Source organism: Mycobacterium sp. ELW1, from assembly GCF_008329905.1.
Classification (GTDB): Bacteria; Actinomycetota; Actinomycetes; order Mycobacteriales; family Mycobacteriaceae; genus Mycobacterium.
Genome location: NZ_CP032156.1, coordinates 111,879 through 130,978, shown reverse-complemented (window position 1 = coordinate 130,978; position 19,100 = coordinate 111,879). Strand labels below are relative to the sequence as shown.

Genomic DNA, 19,100 nt, shown 5'->3' with positions numbered 1-19,100 from the left:
GTTCAGCAGCGCCGAAGGCGTTTCCGCCTGTGCGGTTGCGGGTCGGGCTCAGCCGTCCCAGCTGAGCTTTTGTTGACACTGGATAGTGCGGCATGGGAACGCCTTTCGGCTGTAAGGGGCGGTGGTCTGGCCCGCGCAGCGCGGGCCAGACCACCGGCTCGGTTAGAGGGTTTGCAGCATGCGGAACGCGTTGGTCTTCAACGTCTGTGCCGTGCTGCCGGCGGTGACTGCGCGCAGGGCCCGCACCGAGCGCTGATCGCCGTTGGCCCTGACCTTGCTGAAGTGATCGACGTACTCGGTCACCGCGTTGTAGGCCGCCCAGCGCGTGCCGGCGATCGGGACCACCGAGGGGCTGGAGACCCACAGTTTGACGATCGAGTTGGCGGTGTCGCGACGGTTGCGTGCGGCCGTCTTGGATTCGGCTCCGTCGACGTCGACCAGCTCGGCGGCGAAGCGACCCATTTCCTCGAGGTCCATCGGTGCGGCGTAGAGAGCTGCGGCTTCCTGCTCGAACGCCTCGATGTAGCGCCAGCTCAGTTTGAGTGCCCGCCGGGCCTCCTGTAGCGCGATGCTCGCCCCGCCGGTGTGGCTGATGCCGAAACTTGCTGCGGCACGCGAGATTGCCGCGCTTTGGGTGTTGGCGCAGACGATCCGGACCGGTGTAATGAGGAACCGGAATTTGCTCGATCCGTCATGGGAGTTCAGCGCCGCGAGGTAGAAATCGGTGCGGTCCTTGGATCCGTCTATGCCGTCGAACACCATCGACTCGGGCAGCTTCATGGTCACGAACGTCTCGCGGCCGCCGCGCAACGCCCCTGCGGTCTCGTAGACCGCGCCGCTTTCTCCGGTGAGCGCGTCGAGCAGCTGGCAGGACGCTTCGTTCTGCATCGGCTCGTACTTGTTGCCGACCACACCGAGCACGTCGAGGCGCCCGGTGATGGGGTTGGTGCGCACCGTGGCCCACTGGTCAGGCACTGGCAGCGGGTCACCGGTGGTGACGCCGGTTTCGGTGATGACTGGTTCCTGGGGCACGACGAGCGGCATTTTTCGGACGTTCCAGCCGGCCAGGTGCGCCGCGCGCAGCGCTTCGGCGGCGGTCATCGCGTGGCCGACCTGCTGGCCCAGCTGGTGCCAGGCGTCGGAGCGGGAATCGGCGTAGCTGACCTGGCCGTCGGTCTGATCGAGTTCGTGGGCCATGGTGGGTTCCTTTCGAGAGGTGGTTGGGCGTGGCCGCCCGTTCTTTTTGCCTTCTGGCACTGGAGATTTGGGCCGGTGTAGGGACGTGGAGTGCAAGGTTCGGGCGGGGCAGTTTCGCCGTGAGCGCAGCGAACGTATGGGAAACTGCCCCGAGCCCGGCGGGCCGGAGCGCAGCGGAGCCGTGGCCTTGCGCGGAGCGTTCCGCCGGCCACAATCGGAGGGCCAGAAAGGCAAACTTCACTGGGCGCTGGGGCCCGAAGGGGCCCGGCGGCGGTGACTGCAGCGCCGCCAGGCGCTTCCGTTGTCGGTTGTGCGCGCCGCGCCGGTAGCCTTGGGCCCATGTCGTCATGTGAGCGTGCGCTGGTCGAGGCGTTGACCCGGCCCGCTCACGGGCCAGTACCACCGTCTGTGGTGGCGTGGGTGGTCACCGGTGCGTGGCCGCAGCCGGCCATTGCGTTCGACGTCGCCCACCCGCGCCCGCAGTGGTCGGGTTCGCTGGGTCTGTGACCAGGTCAGCCGTAGCTCAAAAAAGTGCGGCATCGGCGGTGACCTCGCTGAACCACTGCTCGAAGTGGGGCCGGGCCTTGTCTGCGACGACAGCGGGACAGACCACGTAGAAGTGCTCGGCCCACGGCGGTGCCTCGCGACGCGGCAGTACGACGCTGCGCGCGATGCCGTCGCGGGCGGTGCGCAGTTGGCCGGGCATCGCCGCCAGAGCGGTCATCATGTCGCGCTCAGATCCACGCTCGAGGAGGCGCACCGAACGAGCGATGACCGGTTTGGCGCCCTGGGCGCGGGCCTTGGCCACCCGCCGCACCTCGTAGACACCGTGTTCGGCGTCGTCGAGGCGACCGCGGAAGTGGTCGAGGACCTCGGTCAGTCCGGCGGCCACGACGTCGTCGTAGAGGCGTCCGCTGCTACGTAGCGTCTGGTGTTCGTTGATGCATGCAGCGACGTGCTCGACGAACAGGGCCAGGGCGCCGGCAGCGGGTTCGGCGGCGTACCGCTCCAGCGTTGATTGCACGCCTCGTGCCGAGCTGAGCGCGAAAGGGCAATAGGTGCAGGCGCTTTTGCGCCAGTGGTGGCCGGTGACCTCAAACACGAAAGCTGCGCAGTCGGCTCTGGTCCACCCCCACTCGATAAGCGGATAGCGGCCACTTCTGGTCGGGGAGTTGTAGGCGGCGTCGCGTTGAGCGCGACGCTTCTCGTCGAGCTCGAAGCCGATGTAATGCTGGTAGGGCTGGCCTGCGGTGAGCCGGGCGATCACCGGATCGAGGACCGCGCCCTTGGCCCGTGCGCTGCATTTCCGCACTCCGCCACGCTGAGGCAAGGTGCCGGCGGTGAGCATTTCGCTCGACAGTGCATAAGCGCCCTCGGCGAACAGCGTTGTCGGCTCGGCGGTGTCGCTGAACGTGGTGACGCCCTCACCAGCGGCGGTGGTGAGCAGCTGGTTGCGCCCGACTTGAACGAACCGCACATGGTGGCGGCGCAGCTGGGGAAGCACGAAGCGCTCGACATCGGCGGCGGTGGAGCCGAACTCGTCTCCGGTCATCGCGGTCACGACCACCAGGCCGGCGAGGTCGAAGTCGCGGCTGGAGGGGTCGGCGAGCCAGCGCAGCAGGATCGCGGTGCTTATGTAAACAGTCAAGCTGTCGCAGAAGGAACGGTGTCGCAGGGCGGCGGCGCCGCGGTGGAACCTACCTCGGGATTCTCCAAGGGCGGGCCTGGTGTGAATGGCGATTTTCCAGCCGGCCCCTGGTGATCGCTGCGGAGTCGGAGCTCTGTTCGTCGGACTGATGCCAGTGGCCGAGCGTCGTCGCCGGCGCCGAAGTCCTCGCGTCAGCGCCTCTTCTCTTGGTGGTGGCGATGGTCGGTCAGACCGGCTCGGCCGATCAGAGCGGCAGCGACGAGCAGTGCAGCCCCTGCGGCGTAGACGGCGGTGATCCCTGCCGCATCAGCCAGCCACCCACCCAGCCCGAGGGAGGCCAGGCGGCCGAGTTGCCAGATCAGATCGAAGGCGGCGAAGACCCGGCCGCGTGCGGCGGGTGGGGTTTCGGCCTGCAGCAGCGAGTTGAAGGTGACTGCGCCGGCAGAGGTGCCCCCGCCGTAGCCGGCCAGGCTGCCCAACGCCACCACCGGGACGCGGACACTCGCAAGGACGGCATCTACGGCGGCGCGCAACAGATAGGGTCCGAAAATGAACGCGGGTTTGCGAGGATCGGTGATCAGCCGGGTCAGCAGTAACGGGCCTGCTGCGGCGCCCACGCCGATGCAGGCCAGCGCGATTCCGTATCCGGCGGGGCCCCTGCCCAGGCGCTCGCGGATCAACACAACCAGCAGGGCACTGGTCGCTCCGGCCGACAACGCCGCCAGGGCCTGACCAGCGGCCAAGGCTCGCAGCACCCGGTGCCCGGCCAGCACCCTGATGCCGTCTCGGGCCTGATGCCACCAGGCGGCACGGGCCGCATCGGCTGCCGGGCGCAGCAGGTGCAGGCGGGACAGCAGCAGCGCCGAGACGGCGAAGCTCGCTGCGTTCACCCAGAACGCCAGGCCATAGCCGACGGTCGCGACCACGGCACCCGCAGCCGGGGCGAGCACGATCTGGGAGAGCACCGCGGCGGTCCAGATCCCCGAGTTCCCGGCGATCAACTCCTCCTCGTTCACCAGCGCGGGCAGCGCGGCACTGGCGGCCGGATTGAACAACGCCGACGCTGCGGACATGGCGAACGCCACCGCGTAGATGCCCGGCACCGAGCCGGCGACCAGCGGTAGCCCCGCAGCCACCAGCACGCGCGCCAAGTCGGCAACCACCATGACCCGCACCGGCGAGAACCAGTCGACTGCCACCCCAGCGAACGGTGCCAGCAGCAGCACCGGGACGATCTCCGCGACGATCACCCCGGCCACACCGAGCCCGGAGCCGGTGCGGTCCCACACCAGCAGGCCCAACGCCACGGTGGCGAACGCGTCACCCCAGGCAGAAGCGGTGCGCGCCGCCCACAACCGGCGGTAACCAGGATGGGAGAACACCTGGCGCAGCCCGGTGCCCGCACGTCCTGGCTGGCCGCGGCTCAGCGGACTTTCTCCATGGTGTGCCCGCAGCAACAGGTGGGGTTGCGGTCGCGACCGTGGCCTGGGACGGCGCCCTTGGTGACGGTCATCTCACATCCGCGCTCCGGGTCCGGGCGCCGGTACACCTCGCACTCGACTATTGCCATGACCTGCGCCTCCCTTCGGTTTCCGGTCCTACACTGGAGACGCTAAAACCTTCACCCCAGGTGAAGGTCAAGGCGAGCGGCCGGGACGCGAAGGAGGCAGACGATGGCCCAGGCGATGACCGTCGGGCGGGCCGCCCAGGCGGCCGGGCTCACCCGTAAGGCCGTGCGCTTGTATGAGGAGCGCGGCCTGCTGCCGCCCGCCCAGCGCACTGCGGCCGGGTACCGCCTTTACAACCAGGACGACGTCGACACCCTCACCTTCATCCGCCGCGCCCGCGCCCTGGACCTCCCCCTGGACGACATCGGCACCATCCTCACCCTCCGCCGCGCCGGTCCCACCCCGTGCGGAGCCGTACGGGATCTACTCGACGCCCGGATCGCGGAGATCGACAACACCATTACCGAATTGCTGGCGCTGCGTGCGAGCCTCACCGCCAGTCGGGACACCGCCGTGGCAGCCGATACCGAGTCGGAACCGAACAGATCGATCTGCCCGATCATCGAACGGTGAAGTAGCCGCTCAAGGACCCTCATGTCTCACTGAACTCTTGATGGCCGCGTTGCGAACTGGCGGTAGCCGAGCCTTTGCGGAATGGCCACTCGTTGCGGCAAATGTCCAGTCAGACTGGGCCGACCGATCATCGGACGGCTGAGCGGCGTTCGATAAAAGACTGTGTTGTGCCAGACGCCGCCCCGCTGGGCGATGCGTTCGCGGATGCCGACGGTTCAGCAACCGGCGGCGTGGTGCGGGGCGATGCTTGCGCAATTCTCCGTGAAGATGGAGGCATGCAGAGTCCGCAGCCCTGCGTCGTCGACTGTGGTGGTTTGCTTCTACAGCAAGGCTTTGCCGCCTGCCGGACTCCCATGGGGACAATCCGGCCGCCTCGGGCTCGCATCGTAGAGGCCCGCGTGCCAGTTGGATCCCGGCAGGCAGGTCACCTGCTGCCGGGTCCTCCTACCTGGTCCGCATTTTCTTCGGGCTGTGGCCTGGGTGCGCAGCAGTCGTCGGCGGTGTCGGTGGTGGTGTGGCGGCGTTCGCGGCGGGTGAGGGTGGCGATCGCGGTGACGAGGATGAGGCCGAGTGCGGTGATGGCGATCGCAAGTTGGTGTCCGGTGATCCAGGCTGACACGGTGCCGACGACGCCGGTGAGTGCGCCGATGCCGGGGTGCCCGCCGAGTAGTTGTGGCAGCCAGTAAAGGAGTAGGTAGCCGCCGGAAAGGGCAAGCACGGCGCCGGTGATGCGGTTCATGTGGGGCAGCAGCCGTCGGAGGAACCGGTTGATCAGGCCGCTGGCGAATGCGGCGAATAGCGCGAGGGACAGCAGCAGGGTGGCGGAGCCGGCGGCGTAGGCGGCGAATACGACCAGGACGCCGGAGATGTTGGTGCTGGCCAGGGCTTGGGTGACGACCGCGAGCAGCACCGCGAGCGTGCAGGAGGCGGAGGCCAGTGCGTACCCGGCGCCGAAGGCCACCATGCCTCTGGGCCCCTGCCGCGGGGTGCCGGAACGGCGGGTGGGTAGCCGCAGCGGCAGGTGTCCGCCGGCGACCATGGCCAGGCCGCCCACGGCCAGGATCGCGCCGAGCGCGGCGGCCAGCCACGGGATGACACCGGTCAGGGAACGCAAGCCGAGGGCCAGTAGTAGTCCGATGGCGGTGAAGGTGCCGGCGAACCCGGCGGTCAGCGCGAGCCCGGCGCGCAGGCCACCGGCCAGCCGGGACAAAGCGCCGGGCCGCGCGTCCGCCTGGCCGTCGCCGGTGTCGACGGCGTAGGCGAGGAAGGCGGGCAGTACGGCGAAGCCGCAGGGGTTGACCGGGGCGAGCATCCCGGCGCCGAAGGCGAGCGCCAACAGCGGGCCGATCACGCGCTCACCTTGGCCAGTTCGGCACGGATCTGATCGGCGGTGGGCTCGACAGCGCGGAACACCGGTTTGCCGGAGGCGTCCAGCACGACGGCGGTGGACAGCTGAGTGACCTGGTAGGCGCTGATCAGGGTGGCGTTGCTGTCGCTGGCGTAGGCAAGGCTGGTGGCCTGGTTGGCGGTGAGGAAGTCTGTGATGTCCTGCTCGGTTTCGCCGGGGCCGATGTCGACGGCGACGAAGTTCGCCTTCGTGCCGACCGCCTGCTGGACCTGGGCGAGGGTGTGGGTGGCCGGACCGCAACCGCCGCACCCGACGGAGAAGAAGAACAGCACGCTGGGCCGCGAGCCGGGCACCGCGACCTGCACGCCCTGCAGGGTTCGGGCGGTGAACGCTCCCGCAGCGGCAGTGGTCCCGGCCTTTGCGCTGCCGTCGGCAGCGGGTGGGGACGCGGTCTGCTTGCTCGACGGGGAAAACGCCGAATACAGCACGACGGAGATCCCGACGACGGCGATAACGGTCAGCGCGATCGTGACGAGTCGTCGACGAGAGCGCGGCGCGGCAGGTCCGGTCGGGGCGGGTGCGTCAGGCATGGGTCAGGACTCCTGGTTGGGGTGGGAGGACTCGTGTGGCCGATCGGGCTGGTCGCGGGCGGGTGGCACGGGCGGGCAGCACGAGTTGTCTCGGGTGGCGCCGTGTCGGGTGACGCGCCGGCGCGCGAACCGCGTCACCGCGGCGAGGACCACCACGACGGCGGTGCCGATGACCCAGGGGTTGCCCAGTACCGAGCCCACCGCGCCAAGGGCTCCGGCGGCGATCAGCACCGGCAGGCCGCAACACACGATGGGGACCAGGAGGAAACCGGCGGCGGCGAGCGCGGTGCGCTTGCTCTCGGAGCCGGGGTTGGTCGACATGGAGGCGGTCTCCTCGGCTGGTCAGGCGTTCGGGGCGGTGATGCGCATGCACGCGGCGAGGGCGGCGGCGTTGTCCGCGGCCAGCGAGCGCGCCAGCAGCACCAGTTCCGCGACGCGGGGGTCGGTGACCCGGTAGTAGGCGAAGCGGCCTTGGCGGCGCAGCTGCACGTAGCCGCAGTCGGACAGGCAGGCCAAGTGACTGGACACCCGGCCCTGGGACAGGCCGATGTGCGTGACGCATTCGCCCACGGCGTGTTCCTCGTGCAGCAGGAACTCCAGCAGCCGCAGCCGGGCGGGGTCGCCGAGGGCGCGGAAGAATTTCGCCATCATCTCCACCCCGTTCGGCTCGGTGGGCAGCAGCGTGCTGCTGCGTTCGGAAGCGTCGGCCACGGTCGCCGTCCTCACATCGAGTGTCTGTCGTATCCGGATGTACGAATCTTAGGTTAGCATCTATGCATCCGGGAAGACGAATATGTCAGTGGGAGGAGATCGCTGGTGCGGTACGACTTGGCGGTGATCGGTTCGGGTGGGGGTGCGTTCGCGGCGGCGATCGCGGCCCGCGGCAAGGGCAAGAGCGTGGTGATGATCGAGCGCGGCACCGTTGGCGGGACGTGCGTCAACGTCGGCTGTGTGCCGTCGAAGGCACTGCTGGCCGCGGCCGAGGCCCGCCATGTGGCGCTGGACCAGCACTTTCCGGGGATTTCCACCAGCGCGGGCCCGGTGGACGCCGCCGCGCTGATCGGTGGCAAGGACACGCTGGTGGCAGGGTTGCGGGCGGAGAAGTACGTCGACCTGGCCGCCGAGTACGGGTGGGAGATCCTGCCCGGCGAGGCCCGGTTCATCGAGGGACCGGCGCTGGAGGTGAACCTGCATGACGGCGGCCACGTCCGGGTCGAGGCCGAGCACTACCTGATCGCCACCGGCTCCACCCCGCGTACCGACGGCCTCGACGGAGCCGACCGGGTGGACTACCTGACCTCGACCACCGCGATGGAGCAGACCGAACTGCCCGAGTCGTTGGTCGTCGTCGGCGGCGGCTACGTCGGGCTGGAGCAGGCGCAACTGTTCGCCCACCTCGGCGTCCGAGTGAGCATCGTGGGCCGATTCGCCCCGCACACCGAACCGGAACTCGCCGGCCTGCTGGCCGGGGTGTTCGCTGACGACGGCATCGCCGTGATCGCCGAGCGCGCCACTGAGGTTGAGGCCGATGGTTCGGGCGTCGTCGTCACCGCCGGTGGGCAGCGGGTGACTGGGCAGCGGCTGCTGCTCGCGACTGGGCGGAACCCGGTCACCGCCGGGCTCAATCTCGACGCGGTGGGCGTGAAGACCGGGCATCGCGGGGAGGTGGTCGTCGACGAGTATCTGCGCACCGACAACCCGCGCGTCTGGGCGGCCGGGGACGTCACCGGGCACCCGCAGTACGTCTACGTCGCCGGGGCCCATGGCAGCGTCGTGGTCGACAACGCCTTCGGCGACGCCGGGCGCACCCTGGACTACCATCACCTGCCCGCGGTCACCTTCACCACGCCCAGTCTCGCCTCCGCCGGGCTGACCGACGTCCAAGCGGTGGAGCAGGGCTACGCCTGTAAGTGCCGGGTGCTGCCGCTGGAGTACGTGCCGCGGGCGCTGGTCAACCGCGACACCCGCGGCGCGATCAAGCTCGTCGCCGAACAAGGCTCCGGGCGGCTGCTCGGCGCGCACGTGCTCGCCGCGGGCGCCGGGGACGTCATCGCCACCGCTGTCTATGCGCTGGCAAACCAGATGACGGTGCACGAGATGGCCGACCTGTGGTGCCCCTATCTGACGATGGCGGAGGGCATCAAACTCGCCGCCCAAACCTTCACCCGCGACGTGTCCAAACTCTCCTGCTGCGCCTCCTGAAACCCTGCTCTCGGAAGGACAATCCCGATGACGAATGACCTGGACACCGTGGTGTCCACTATGGATAGTGTCTTCTCCCGCCAGGACAGCCCGGCCGGATGGCTATGGCAGCCGCTGTTGCGGCAACTGGCCCGCGGCGAACCCCTCACGATTGCCGACCTCGCGGCCGCCACCGGCCGCGCCGGTGACGAGGTTGCGCAGGCGGTGGGCCGACTGCGCGACACCGAATACGACGACGCCGGACGGATCGTCGGCTACGGCATCACGCTGCGCCCGACCCCGCACCGTTTCACCGTCGACGGCCACCAGCTCTACACCTGGTGTGCCCTGGACACCCTCATCTTCCCCGCCACCCTCGGCCAATCCGCCCAGGTTGAATCCCCCTGCCACAGCACCGGTGCCCCGATACGGCTCACCGTCGAGCCCGACCGAGTCAGGGATGTCGAGCCCCAGACCGCGATGGTCTCCATCGTCACGCCTGACGACTTGGTCTCCGTACGGGCTTCCTTCTGCAACCACGTGCACTTCTTCGCCGACGCCGACGCCGCGGCGCCCTGGCTCGCTGAGCACCCCGGCGGATCGGTCCTCCCAGTCGCCGACGCTTATCAACTCGGCCGGCAGCTGGACGCCGCTCAATCCGAGGAGCCCGAGCCCGGCGGGTGCTGCTGACGCCCACCTGCGCCGCCCGAACCGCCATCACCGAGAAGGGACAGCCACTGTGAGTACGGACTTCGATGTAATCGTGATCGGCGCCGGACCGGGCGGCGAGACCGCCGCCTCGCGCCTGCACGCGGGCGGACGGCGGGTCGCGTTGATCGAGCAGGAACTGATCGGCGGGGAGTGCGCCTACTGGGCGTGTATCCCGTCCAAAACCTTGCTGCGCCCACCCGAGGCCCGCGCCGAAGCCGCCCACGCGGCCGGCCTGTCCACTCCGGCGCAGAACTGGGCGGCACTGCGAGACTACCGCGACTACATGATCCGCCACCTCGACGACACAGAGCAGGTCACCGGATACGAGAAGCAGGGCGTCACGGTTATCAAGGCCACCGCAGCCCTGGTGGGCCGGGACCCGTGGCGGGTACGGGCCGGTGGCCGGGAACTCACCGCCGAGCACGTGGTGATCGCCACCGGCTCCGACGCGATCCACCCACCCATCGAGGGCCTGGACGAGGTCAGCGTATGGACCAACCGGGAAGCTACCACCCTGCGCGAGATCCCCGAGCGGATCGTGATGATCGGCGGCAGCGCCGTCGGGATCGAACTCGGCCAATTCCTCGCTCGCATGGGCGCTCGGGTCACCCTGATCCAGCGCGGCGACCGGCTGCTGGACCGGGAAGACCCCCGTGTCGGGGACATCGTCGCCACCCACCTGCGCGCCGACGGCATCGACGTCCGTCTCGGCCGGCAGGCCACCGCCGCGCGCCGCGACGGCGCCGATACGGTGATCGACCTCGACGACGGCACCACCGTGCGCACCGACGTCGTCGTGCTCGGCACCGGACGCCGCCCCCGCACCCACGGGCTCGGCCTGGAGACTGTCGGGGTCACACCGGACCCGCGCGGCGCGCTGGAGGTCGACGAGCACTGCCGCGTCACCGCCGGCCTCTGGGCGCTCGGCGACGTCACCGGGGTCGCGCTGTTCACCCACGTCGCCATGTACCAAGGACGGGTCGTGGCCGACAACATCCTCGGCACACCCCGCCAAACCACCTACAGCGGCATCCCCCGCGTCGTGTTCGCCCAACCCGAGATCGCCGCTGTCGGCCTGACCACCGACCAAGCCCGCCAGCGTGGCCTCGACATCGCCACCACCGAACTCGACCTCGCCGACTCGATCGCGCGACCCTGGACTTACGAAACCGACCCCGACGGCACCCTCGGTCTCATCGCCGACCGCACCCAGCGGACGCTCATCGGGGCCTGGGCCATCGCACCCCAAGCCGGGGAATGGATCCACACCGCCGCCCTCGCCATCCGCGCCCAGATCTCCATCGACACCCTGCTCGACGGCGTCGCCCAATTCCCGACCTACACCGAGGCGTACCTCGCCGCCCTCGAACAGCTCGCCATCTAGAAACCGCCCGGCCGCTCTCGGTGTCACAGCGTCGGTGGACGGGGGTCACCTCCGGGTGTGAAGCGAGATCACGTCGGGATCGTGGTGCGCCAGATGTCGGATCTGGTCCTCCAACTCCGAGTTGCGCAGGGCGAGGACCTGGATCTGGTTGGCGTAGACCCTGATCGTCTCCTCCAGTTCCCGCACGGTGGCGGCGTGGTCGCTGGCGGTCTGTTTGCGTTCCCGCTTGAGGGCGGTGATCTCCTCGCGCAGCGCGACGAGTTCAGGTTGCTGGGCTTCTCGATTCGCTTGTGCCGCAACAACGGCGTCCTTGAACTCCGGAGGCGAGCGGTAGAACGAGTCGCGGCCCACACCGGCTTCCCGGCACAGGTTGGAGACCGTCAGCTCGCCGTCGGTCACAGTCGGCTGACCGGCGAGCAGCCGGGTCAGCGCCTGCTCCAGGCGGACTTGGGTAGCGACGCGGGTCACGCCTGCGCCTCCTCGCTGTCGAGATCACCGATGAGCTGGTCGAGCTCGGTGATGTAGCCGGTGAGCGCGACCTGCTGGAGTTTCGGGACCGGACCGGCTTTCTCGCAGGACGCCTGGAGATCCAGGGCCTGATTGCGGGCGGCGGCCAGCCGGGGCCGGTGCACTGTGGACCGTCGGGCGTTCGGACAGCGCAGGCACATGTTGTGCTGCGGAACGGGCTGCCCGACGACCTTGGCTCGCTTGACACAGACCGCGGTCGCCGCGTTGAAGAAGCAGTCGTTGAGCACGCCGGGATGCAGCGTCTTGGTGAGATGCCGAAGCATCGTCCGCAGCCGCAGCTCGTCGGACACGACGCCGGGGAGATCACCCAGCTCGCGCCGAATGCGCTGGAACTCGGCGTTGATCCGCTCGGCCGCCCCACCGCCGGACTGGGCGCCGGTGTTCCAATCCCGGTAAAGATCCTCCACGTAGTCGAGCATGGCGACCGCCTCCTCGGCGGCGACCTCGGCGGCGAACCCAGAGGCTGAGGTCCCGGCATAGCCCTCGAACATGGTCACCTTGGCGTGGTGGTACTGCCGGGCACCGGCGACCACACCGAAGGGCTGGTGTGCGATATGCCAGGCCAGACTCCGCCGGAACTGCCGGGTGGTGAACACCCACTGCTGTTCCCCGTCGGCGGGGACGAACGGTTCGGCCACCCCGTCGGACGATTGGGTACCGAACAGCTCGTTGACGTGGTCCCGGAAACCACCGAGGCGCTCGGTGAGCTTGTTCGCCAGCCGTGGCTTGCTGGCGGGCCAGAGCCGGTAACCGAACAGATGCGTGGGGTCGTCGTTGATCTGCAGCAGGACGTCGATCGCCTCGTGAACGGCGTCGAGCACGACCCACTCGGCCTCGTCACCGGTGAGCTTGCGGCCCTTGAAGACCCGGCCGCGCAGCTTGTAGCGGGTCCGGCCGTCAACGGCGGTGGTGGTGGTGACAGCGCAGTCCCGCGCCAGCTCCAGGACTTCCATGTCCCGAAGTCCTGACAAGTAAGCCACCAGCACCCAGCAGGCGGTGCGCAGGTGGTGCAGTTCGTCATGCAGGCTGCGGTGATTCAGCCGCCCTCGCCAGGGTCGCCCGGTGTCCGGCCACGTCGAGATCGGCGTGTCCAGACCACCCTCTTCGTAGCCGATCTCGGCGCCGATCTGCTCCATCAGCCGTGTCGGATGCCCCTGGAAGCTGTTGGTTCCGCTCATCAGGGCGACGAGAGCGGCGTTCGGGGCTTGCACGACGCCGTCGACAACCGGCGCGGTCGGGCGCTGGGCCAGGCAGTACAGCGGCAGTGCGGGAACACCTCGCCCCTCCTGACGGCGGCGGTCCAGGAACGCCTCGATCTTGGTGACAGCCTCGCCATGCCGGCACCGGCCGCCTGCTCGGGCCTGCTCCAGGTCGGCGATTTCCCGCTGGGCGGCCAGGAGGTCCCGGCTGGCGGTCTGGACGTAGAACAGGGCGGCGCGCAGCAGTGGAGCCATGATCGGCTCGGGGATGCGCGGGGTGCTGTTCTCCTCGTCCGGTCGCCGCCCGGCGACCTGGGTGGCCGGGCGGCCCTTCCAGGGCACGACGGTGAGGCGGTCCGCGGTCAGGTACGGGCTGTGCGCCTCCAGGTGCTGGATGACGCCGATCCGGACAGCCAGCGTGTTTGGCACACAGGTCTCACGCCAGACGCGTGCGGTCGCGTCCAGGTGGGATTGGCGGGCCTGCGCCAAGCGCGTCACGCCCTGCTTGCCGAGCTCGGTAAACAGTTGACGCACGATGATGAAGTCCTTGTAGGTGTTGGTGATTTTCATCGGTCGGGCGGTCCGCGATCCGTAGGACAGCGGGACCACGCGGTGGATGCGGGAGTAGATGAACTCCTTGGCCGTGAGCATCGCGATCTCGTCGGGCAGCTCGGTGAAGTCCAGCCGGAGGTAGCCGTTGCTGCGGGGCGCGAACGGTCGGAAATCCCAGATGTCGTCGCTGAACCGGGGGCCGCGGCCAGTTGTCTCGGTGGTCAAGGACTCGGGCAGCACCCAGGGATCGGCCGATGGCTCCGGCGCGGCGGACGGGCGCGGTGCGGGGGCGCGGGTCACGCGACGGCCTCCCAGAACTCGGGCGGCAGCAGCAACCGTGCCCCACCGCTTTCGGCGATCGTCTGGGCGGTGGTGATCTGCTCGTCTCGGAACTTGGCCCGGATGCCGCGCACGATCCGGTCCCACGCCAGGCCGTAGCGCACGTTCCACTCGCTGACGGGGTACTCCTCCCGCTGGCGCTCGATGAAGTCCAGGAAGGTCAGAACCTGCGGCAGGTGCCGGGTGGTGAACACCGCGTTCGGGCACTCCAGGCAGCCCCACAACGACACCGGGCACGGCTTGCCCTTCGCCCCGAAAGGCGAGTCGTAGAAGTCGCGGCAGGAGGCCAGGAACACGTCGCTCTCGCGCGACAGCAGCGCCTGCACCTGCTCGGGTGGCAGGTCCCCTTCTCCGGCATCGAGGCGGGTGCCGTCCTCGTCGAGTACCACCGGCGGCGGCAGCGCGACGTCCAGCGCTTCGCGCAGGCCGTTCTCCACGGCTTGGTCGTGCAGCTCGTCGTGGGCGGGGATGTTTGCGTAGTGGTTTGCGGCGACGTCGGCGGTGTGGCCCTGGGTGAAGTCGGCGAGCACGCCGGTGGCTTTGAGGTATTGCTGGGACTTGTAGGTCTTGCGCAGCCGCCGCAGATCCAGCCGCACCGGCGTTCCGTCAGCGTCGGTCATCTGGTCGATGCCGTGTCGTTTCTGCCAGTTGTCCACGTGACCCCAAGGACCCTGCCCGCCGAGCGGGAAGGAGTCCCGCAGGCCCTTGTCTCCGTAGTCGACCCACAAATCGGTGCTGCCACTAAACTCGCGGGCTCGCGCGGTGAGCCGCAGCGCCAGTCGGATCAGACCGCCGGGATGGTGCAGGGCACCGCCATCGCTGACCCGCATGGACTTAGAGATCCGGCGACCGTGCGCGCGCCGCTTGACATAGTTGACACTCACGAACCCGCGGGCCGGGTTGGTCAAGCAGTCGGCCTGCAACCGCTTGGCGCACTCCGGCTCAAGCCCGGTCATGCAGATCAGCAGGATCAGGAACACGACGTTGTCCTCCCGAGTGAGGATGAGCGCCGCGTTGAGCGGGCGCCCGTTGCCCAGCCTCTTGCCGACCAGGGGCCGCAGGAACTGCATCGTGACAGGCCCGTGACGGGCGATGTGCCACAGCACGTTCTCGATCACATCCCAACCGCCGACGTTCGGGTCCTGGCCCGTCGCGGCTCGGGCTTCGCCATCCTGTATTCGGCGCGCGATCGCGCGGACATCCGCCAGCGCGGCGTTCCTGATCGCCTCGAACACGTTCTGCGGGTAGGCATCCAAGGGTCTCGTCTGACGGGCACGGGTTTCCCGTCCGAGGAACCTCAGCCGGATAGCCAGGTCGGGATCGAACGTCGTGGGGCTGGCGTCGAACGCCACGCGGAGCAGCCGGACCACCACACCGATGCTGATGCGCGGCTGGTCACTGTCCGGTCCGTACTCGGCGATCAGCGCCTGCTCGAACGCGTCGATGTGCTCGGCCTCCAGGTCACTGAACTCGACCTCGGTGGCGTTCTGCGGTTCGGCTCCAGTGATGAACCGCACGAACTTCCGCACCGAGAACAGGTTCACCTTGAACGCCTGGTAACTCGATTCGGGTCCGTCGGCGGCCACCGTGCGCAGCGTCGCGGCAAGCTGGCGGGTCAACCGCGGGCATGGCCACGCGGACATGTCGAACGTGCGGTCGGCGCCATCCAGGTGCAGCCGGAGCACCAGCGGACCGATGTCCGGGACAGGAGCGGGTTGCGCGGGCATCTGCTCCTCGGTCGGGAAAGCCGCCCAGCGGCCACGGCGACCGGAGCCGGCACCCTCGGTGCGGTTCACGCGGCAGCACCATCCTCAAGCCGGACCCTGCTCAGCGCTTCGGCTTGTTCATCCCATTCGCGCAGCGCGGACAGCACGATCTCCTGCGCCTCGTCCAGGACGTCGAGGTAGACGAAGACCGTCTCGCGCTGGCGATGGCCGAGCAGTAGCTGCAACTTGCGCAGCGGGTCGCCGACCAGCAGCCGTTTCACCTGCTGGCTCATCAGGGTCTCGCCGGGCTCCATGCGCAACGCGCGGACGGTCTGGCGCAGCAGCAGCCCGAGCATGTGCACGGCGAATGTGTGACGCAGGGCGTGCGGATGGACCACCAGGTCCAGGCCGAACCGGGCGCACCGTTCGTTGGCTCGCCGAAACACCGCCTGCCACGTCGACCGCGACAGCGGCAAGCCGTCCTCACCGAGCCACAGCCACAACGGACCACCCGGACCGTCGTCGCCGACCCGGCACAGTCGCTGCCGTTCCTCGATCGTCACCCGCGAGTACGGCCGCGAGCGGCCATCCTCGACGAGCGTCAGCGCAGTCTTGCCGGCGGAGCGAACTCCCATCCAGGCGTCCGTACACCCGTAAGCCCCGGCCGCCCGGCGGCGCTCGACCAGTTCGTCGCGTTCGATGTCGACGTAGTGGTGCAGGTCGCGCAGCACGCGGCGCGACACGAAAACCGTCCTCGGCCGGCTGCGCTTGGTGATCGTCGCGGGCAGGTTCAGGTCTCCGGTCAGCCGCCGCTGCGCCAGCGGCGGTACCTCGGTGACCAGGAGGCTCGACGCCTCTCTCAGCCGCATCCCGGTGCAGACCAACAGGTCGGCGAACACCGCGTTGCGCTCGCCGTGCCGACCGCGCCAACTCGGGTCCGGCGAGCCGTCGGGTAGTTGGCCACGCAACCCGACGTCCCGCCACACCAGGTAGTCCTCGTAGGCCAGGAACCGCACCGGCCCGGCGCTGTCCTCGACCTCGCGCTCGGCATTGAACAGCACCCGTACCAGCCCGCGGGGCGTCAACACCGTCTTCTCCACCATGCGGAACGGCTGGGCCTCGATCAGCTCCTCGTGTATCGCCCACTTGACCCACTTGTCTAGCGCCGCGATGAACCTGTTCCAGGTCGACGCGGACACCGTGAAGCCCTTGGTCCGCCGCCGCGCCCGCTTGTAGGCGCGCAGATCGTCCTGGCCGGCGTCCCAGATGGACCGTCCACCACGGTGCTCGTGGAGGAAGCGGCCGAACAACATCAGATCACGCGCGTACGCCTCTCTCGTGTGTTCCGAGCGCACACCCCACCCGTCCAACTCGCGCACGAACCGGTTCAACTCCAGGTCGTACGAGCCGTCGGGGCCGAGTAGGAACGGCAGCCCGTCGCCTACACCGGCACGACGCAGCACCTGGGCTTCGTCACCGCCGAGCCCAGGTGCGCCGAGCGCTCTCACCGGTGACGTCTTGTACATGAGCAAGGTTGAGATCCTCCGGGATCTGAACACGCCAAACACAGCGAAGCTGGCGTTGGCTAGGGACCTCTGCGACAGCAGTGAAGTGTCACCATAACCGTGCTGTCTAATCCCAGACCGTAGGACAGCACGTGCCGGGGGTGATGCGCATGGGTGTTGTTAAAGAGGCTGCCCTGCTGGTGGTGCTGCTGCGTGGTCATGGCTCACTCCCGCCCGTTCTTTTTGCCTTCTGGCACTGGAGATTCGGGCCGGTATAGGGACGTGGAGTGCAAGGTCCGGGCGGGCCGGAGCGCAGCGACGCCGTGGCCTTGCGCGCAGCGTTCCGCCGGCCACAATCGGAGGGCCAGAAGGCAAGCCCCAAACAGCGGCGGGCCGCGAGGGTGGTGAGGTGCCTGCGTTGTGGGGCACGGCACGGATCGGCACTGGTTGTGCCAGCGCCTCAGCCTGGGTGTCGGGCGTTGCGAACTTGCGAGATGGAAATCGGTGCAGCTGGGCGTTGATGGCCGACCTTAAGATCGCTGCTATGGCTGGTTACAACGTCCGAGTCGATGTGGCTCACCTCGCGAAGCTGATTACCGACGTCCGCGACATCGCTGAAACCGTCCGGACCTATGGCAGCCATCGCGAGCGCACGATCGCGTTCATCACCCCCGCCGCGCTGCATGTGCTCGCCGCCCAGCTCGAATCCGAGATGCGCAGTTGGGCCCAGACCGAGCGAACCTTGGCCCGGCTAGTTGTAGCTCTTTGACAGGTTGTGAACGGCGTGGTGAGCGCGAATAGGTGAGGACCTCCGGTATCGGTGTGGTTACCACACGCACATCGATTACCGAGAGGTCCTCATGGTCCACGCTAATGCTTGTTTGACTCCGAAGGGCCGGTTGCGGCTGGCTCGCTGTGTCGTCGATGACGGATGGACTTATGCCCGGGCCGCCGAACGCTTCCAGTGCTCGAGCGCCACGGCCAAAAAGTGGGCCGACCGTTACCGCGCCGGCGGCCAGGACGCGATGAACGACCAGTCCAGTCGGCCGCATCGCAGCCCGCGACAGCTGGCCCAGCGTCGGGAACGCCGGATCATCAAGGTGCGCTTCACGCGCCGTTGGGGCCCGCACCGTATCGCCGCTCACCTACGACTGCCACGCTCGACTGTCGAGGCGGTGCTGCGCCGCTACCGGATGCCGCTGCTGCGTGATCTGGACCAGGCCAGCGGTCTGCCGGTGCGCCAGCCCAAGACGCGCCGCTACGAGCACCCGGCGCCCGGAGATTTGGTCCATCTCGACATCAAGAAGCTCGGTCGTATCCCCGACGGGGGCGGGCATCGCATGCTGGGTCGTACGGTCGGCAATCGCCACAACAAAAAGCGCGGCCGCGGGTACGCCTATCTGCACCACGCCGTCGACGATCACTCCCGGCTGGCCTACTCCGAGATCCTCGCCGATGAACGCAAGGAGACCGCATCAGCGTTCTGGGAGCGCGCCAAGGCCTTTTTCGGTGAGCATGACATCGTGGTCAAACGGGTCCTCACGGATAACGGATCGTGTTACCGGTCAAAGCTTTTCGCTCAGACCTTAGGTGCCGACATCGCCCATAAGAAGACCCGCCCCTACCGGCCGCAAACCAACGGGAAGGTAGAGCGATTCAACCGCACCCTCAACCAGGAATGGGCCTACGCCGACACCTACTTATCCGATGAAGCCCGCGCAGCGACCTACCAGAGCTGGCTGCATTACTACAATCACCACAGACCCCACACCGGCATCAAGAGCAAGACACCGATCGACCGCCTACGCGTTCACAACCTGCCCGTGAAGAACAGCTAGTCCACGAGCGCCACGGCTGTGAAGCGATCCGGTTCCCCGAGCTGCGGGCGGTGCTGACGTATGTCACGCCGACCCCGGTGAGCAGCGATGTTCAGCTGGCCGAGCTGCGCGCGGCCGCCACGGACTTGCGCAAGGTGGCCGATGATTTGGCGGCGTCGGCGACACTACTGTCGGCGCCGAAGTTCGCTTCGCTGCTCGAGGAGCAAGCTGCGGTGATCATGGAGTTCGCTGATGCGGTCAGTTAGCGGTTGCCGGTGAGCCGCTCTCGCAGGTCGGCACCGTGGGCCGCTCCC

At 68.5% G+C, this 19,100-nt stretch carries 20 protein-coding genes; 8 read left to right on the top strand and 12 right to left on the bottom strand.

Going from position 1 to position 19,100, the window contains the following annotated elements:
* Nucleotides 1-162: 162 nt before the first annotated feature.
* Nucleotides 163-1,197 carry a DUF932 domain-containing protein gene (locus tag D3H54_RS30575; protein WP_149383918.1) on the bottom strand — a complete coding sequence of 345 codons (1,035 nt, stop codon included), beginning with the start codon at nt 1,195-1,197 and terminating at the stop codon, nt 163-165.
* A 339-nt stretch (nt 1,198-1,536) separates the two neighbouring features.
* Between D3H54_RS30575 and D3H54_RS31405 the strand changes: the two genes are divergently transcribed.
* Nucleotides 1,537-1,704: a hypothetical protein gene (locus D3H54_RS31405; RefSeq protein ID WP_168215134.1), complete on the top strand. Its 168-nt coding sequence runs from the start codon at nt 1,537-1,539 to the stop codon at nt 1,702-1,704.
* Nucleotides 1,705-1,720: 16 nt separating this feature from the next.
* Here D3H54_RS31405 and D3H54_RS32075 read toward each other — a convergent pair whose 3' ends face one another.
* The 3 genes from D3H54_RS32075 to D3H54_RS31400 all read right to left on the bottom strand — a co-directional run bounded on the left by D3H54_RS32075 (nt 1,721) and on the right by D3H54_RS31400 (nt 4,415).
* Nucleotides 1,721-2,845 carry a hypothetical protein gene (locus D3H54_RS32075; RefSeq protein WP_286199358.1) on the bottom strand — a complete coding sequence of 375 codons (1,125 nt, stop codon included), beginning with the start codon at nt 2,843-2,845 and terminating at the stop codon, nt 1,721-1,723.
* 191 nt (nt 2,846-3,036) lie between these two features.
* The gene (locus D3H54_RS30560) at nt 3,037-4,227 is read right to left on the bottom strand and encodes an MFS transporter (RefSeq protein ID WP_014805440.1); all 1,191 of its coding nucleotides are present in this window, start codon (nt 4,225-4,227) and stop codon (nt 3,037-3,039) included.
* Between the two features lie 41 nt (nt 4,228-4,268).
* Nucleotides 4,269-4,415, bottom strand: coding sequence for a hypothetical protein (locus D3H54_RS31400; protein WP_014805441.1), 147 nt, complete (start codon nt 4,413-4,415; stop codon nt 4,269-4,271).
* A 103-nt stretch (nt 4,416-4,518) separates the two neighbouring features.
* On the opposite strand from D3H54_RS31400, the gene D3H54_RS30555 reads away from it, so the two are divergent.
* Nucleotides 4,519-4,926: a heavy metal-responsive transcriptional regulator gene (locus D3H54_RS30555; RefSeq protein WP_014805442.1), complete on the top strand. Its 408-nt coding sequence runs from the start codon at nt 4,519-4,521 to the stop codon at nt 4,924-4,926.
* 424 nt (nt 4,927-5,350) lie between these two features.
* Here the strand turns inward: D3H54_RS30555 and D3H54_RS30550 are convergent, their stop codons facing one another.
* From D3H54_RS30550 to D3H54_RS30535, 4 genes are read right to left on the bottom strand one after another with little or no spacing between them, the layout of a single operon-like run.
* Complete coding sequence (locus tag D3H54_RS30550) at nt 5,351-6,277, bottom strand: cytochrome c biogenesis CcdA family protein (protein WP_014805443.1); 927 nt, start codon at nt 6,275-6,277, stop codon at nt 5,351-5,353.
* Nucleotides 6,274-6,864: a TlpA family protein disulfide reductase gene (locus D3H54_RS30545; RefSeq protein WP_014805444.1), complete on the bottom strand. Its 591-nt coding sequence runs from the start codon at nt 6,862-6,864 to the stop codon at nt 6,274-6,276. The genes D3H54_RS30550 and D3H54_RS30545 overlap by 4 nt, the downstream gene beginning before the upstream one ends.
* Before the next feature lie 3 nt (nt 6,865-6,867).
* The gene (gene merT / locus D3H54_RS30540; protein ID WP_014805445.1) at nt 6,868-7,185 is read right to left on the bottom strand and encodes a mercuric ion transporter MerT; all 318 of its coding nucleotides are present in this window, start codon (nt 7,183-7,185) and stop codon (nt 6,868-6,870) included.
* 21 nt (nt 7,186-7,206) lie between these two features.
* A complete protein-coding gene (locus D3H54_RS30535; RefSeq protein ID WP_079633045.1) occupies nt 7,207-7,515 on the bottom strand; it encodes an ArsR/SmtB family transcription factor in 309 nt (102 codons plus the stop codon).
* A 165-nt stretch (nt 7,516-7,680) separates the two neighbouring features.
* On the opposite strand from D3H54_RS30535, the gene merA reads away from it, so the two are divergent.
* Genes merA through D3H54_RS30520 form a run of 3 tightly spaced genes read left to right on the top strand, consistent with a single transcriptional unit; the run spans nt 7,681 to nt 11,140 of the window.
* The gene (merA, locus tag D3H54_RS30530) at nt 7,681-9,066 is read left to right on the top strand and encodes a mercury(II) reductase (RefSeq protein ID WP_014805447.1); all 1,386 of its coding nucleotides are present in this window, start codon (nt 7,681-7,683) and stop codon (nt 9,064-9,066) included.
* 60 nt (nt 9,067-9,126) lie between these two features.
* Nucleotides 9,127-9,735 (top strand): organomercurial lyase MerB, encoded by a 609-nt coding sequence (merB, locus tag D3H54_RS30525; protein ID WP_238994857.1) that lies wholly within the window; start codon nt 9,127-9,129, stop codon nt 9,733-9,735.
* A gap of 49 nt (nt 9,736-9,784) precedes the next feature.
* Nucleotides 9,785-11,140, top strand: a complete 1,356-nt coding sequence (locus D3H54_RS30520; RefSeq protein ID WP_014805449.1) for a dihydrolipoyl dehydrogenase family protein — start codon at nt 9,785-9,787, stop codon at nt 11,138-11,140.
* A gap of 45 nt (nt 11,141-11,185) precedes the next feature.
* Here the strand turns inward: D3H54_RS30520 and D3H54_RS30515 are convergent, their stop codons facing one another.
* The 4 genes from D3H54_RS30515 to D3H54_RS30500 are packed head-to-tail and all read right to left on the bottom strand — an operon-like array spanning nt 11,186 to nt 16,990.
* Nucleotides 11,186-11,608 (bottom strand): hypothetical protein, encoded by a 423-nt coding sequence (locus D3H54_RS30515; RefSeq protein ID WP_014805450.1) that lies wholly within the window; start codon nt 11,606-11,608, stop codon nt 11,186-11,188.
* Nucleotides 11,605-13,719 carry a hypothetical protein gene (locus D3H54_RS30510; protein WP_014805451.1) on the bottom strand — a complete coding sequence of 705 codons (2,115 nt, stop codon included), beginning with the start codon at nt 13,717-13,719 and terminating at the stop codon, nt 11,605-11,607. Before D3H54_RS30510 ends, D3H54_RS30515 begins: the two co-directional genes overlap by 4 nt.
* Entirely contained in the window at nt 13,716-15,554 is a 1,839-nt protein-coding gene (locus D3H54_RS30505) for a hypothetical protein (protein WP_041783812.1), read from the bottom strand. Before D3H54_RS30505 ends, D3H54_RS30510 begins: the two co-directional genes overlap by 4 nt.
* Nucleotides 15,551-16,990 carry a tyrosine-type recombinase/integrase gene (locus D3H54_RS30500; protein ID WP_014805453.1) on the bottom strand — a complete coding sequence of 480 codons (1,440 nt, stop codon included), beginning with the start codon at nt 16,988-16,990 and terminating at the stop codon, nt 15,551-15,553. Before D3H54_RS30500 ends, D3H54_RS30505 begins: the two co-directional genes overlap by 4 nt.
* Before the next feature lie 523 nt (nt 16,991-17,513).
* On the opposite strand from D3H54_RS30500, the gene D3H54_RS30495 reads away from it, so the two are divergent.
* From D3H54_RS30495 to D3H54_RS30485, 3 genes are all read left to right on the top strand, one after another.
* Complete coding sequence (locus D3H54_RS30495) at nt 17,514-17,738, top strand: hypothetical protein (protein WP_210419783.1); 225 nt, start codon at nt 17,514-17,516, stop codon at nt 17,736-17,738.
* Nucleotides 17,739-17,829: 91 nt separating this feature from the next.
* Nucleotides 17,830-18,807: an IS481 family transposase gene (locus D3H54_RS30490; RefSeq protein ID WP_149383917.1), complete on the top strand. Its 978-nt coding sequence runs from the start codon at nt 17,830-17,832 to the stop codon at nt 18,805-18,807.
* A 50-nt stretch (nt 18,808-18,857) separates the two neighbouring features.
* A complete protein-coding gene (locus tag D3H54_RS30485; RefSeq protein ID WP_210419782.1) occupies nt 18,858-19,052 on the top strand; it encodes a hypothetical protein in 195 nt (64 codons plus the stop codon).
* Nucleotides 19,053-19,100: the final 48 nt, after the last annotated feature.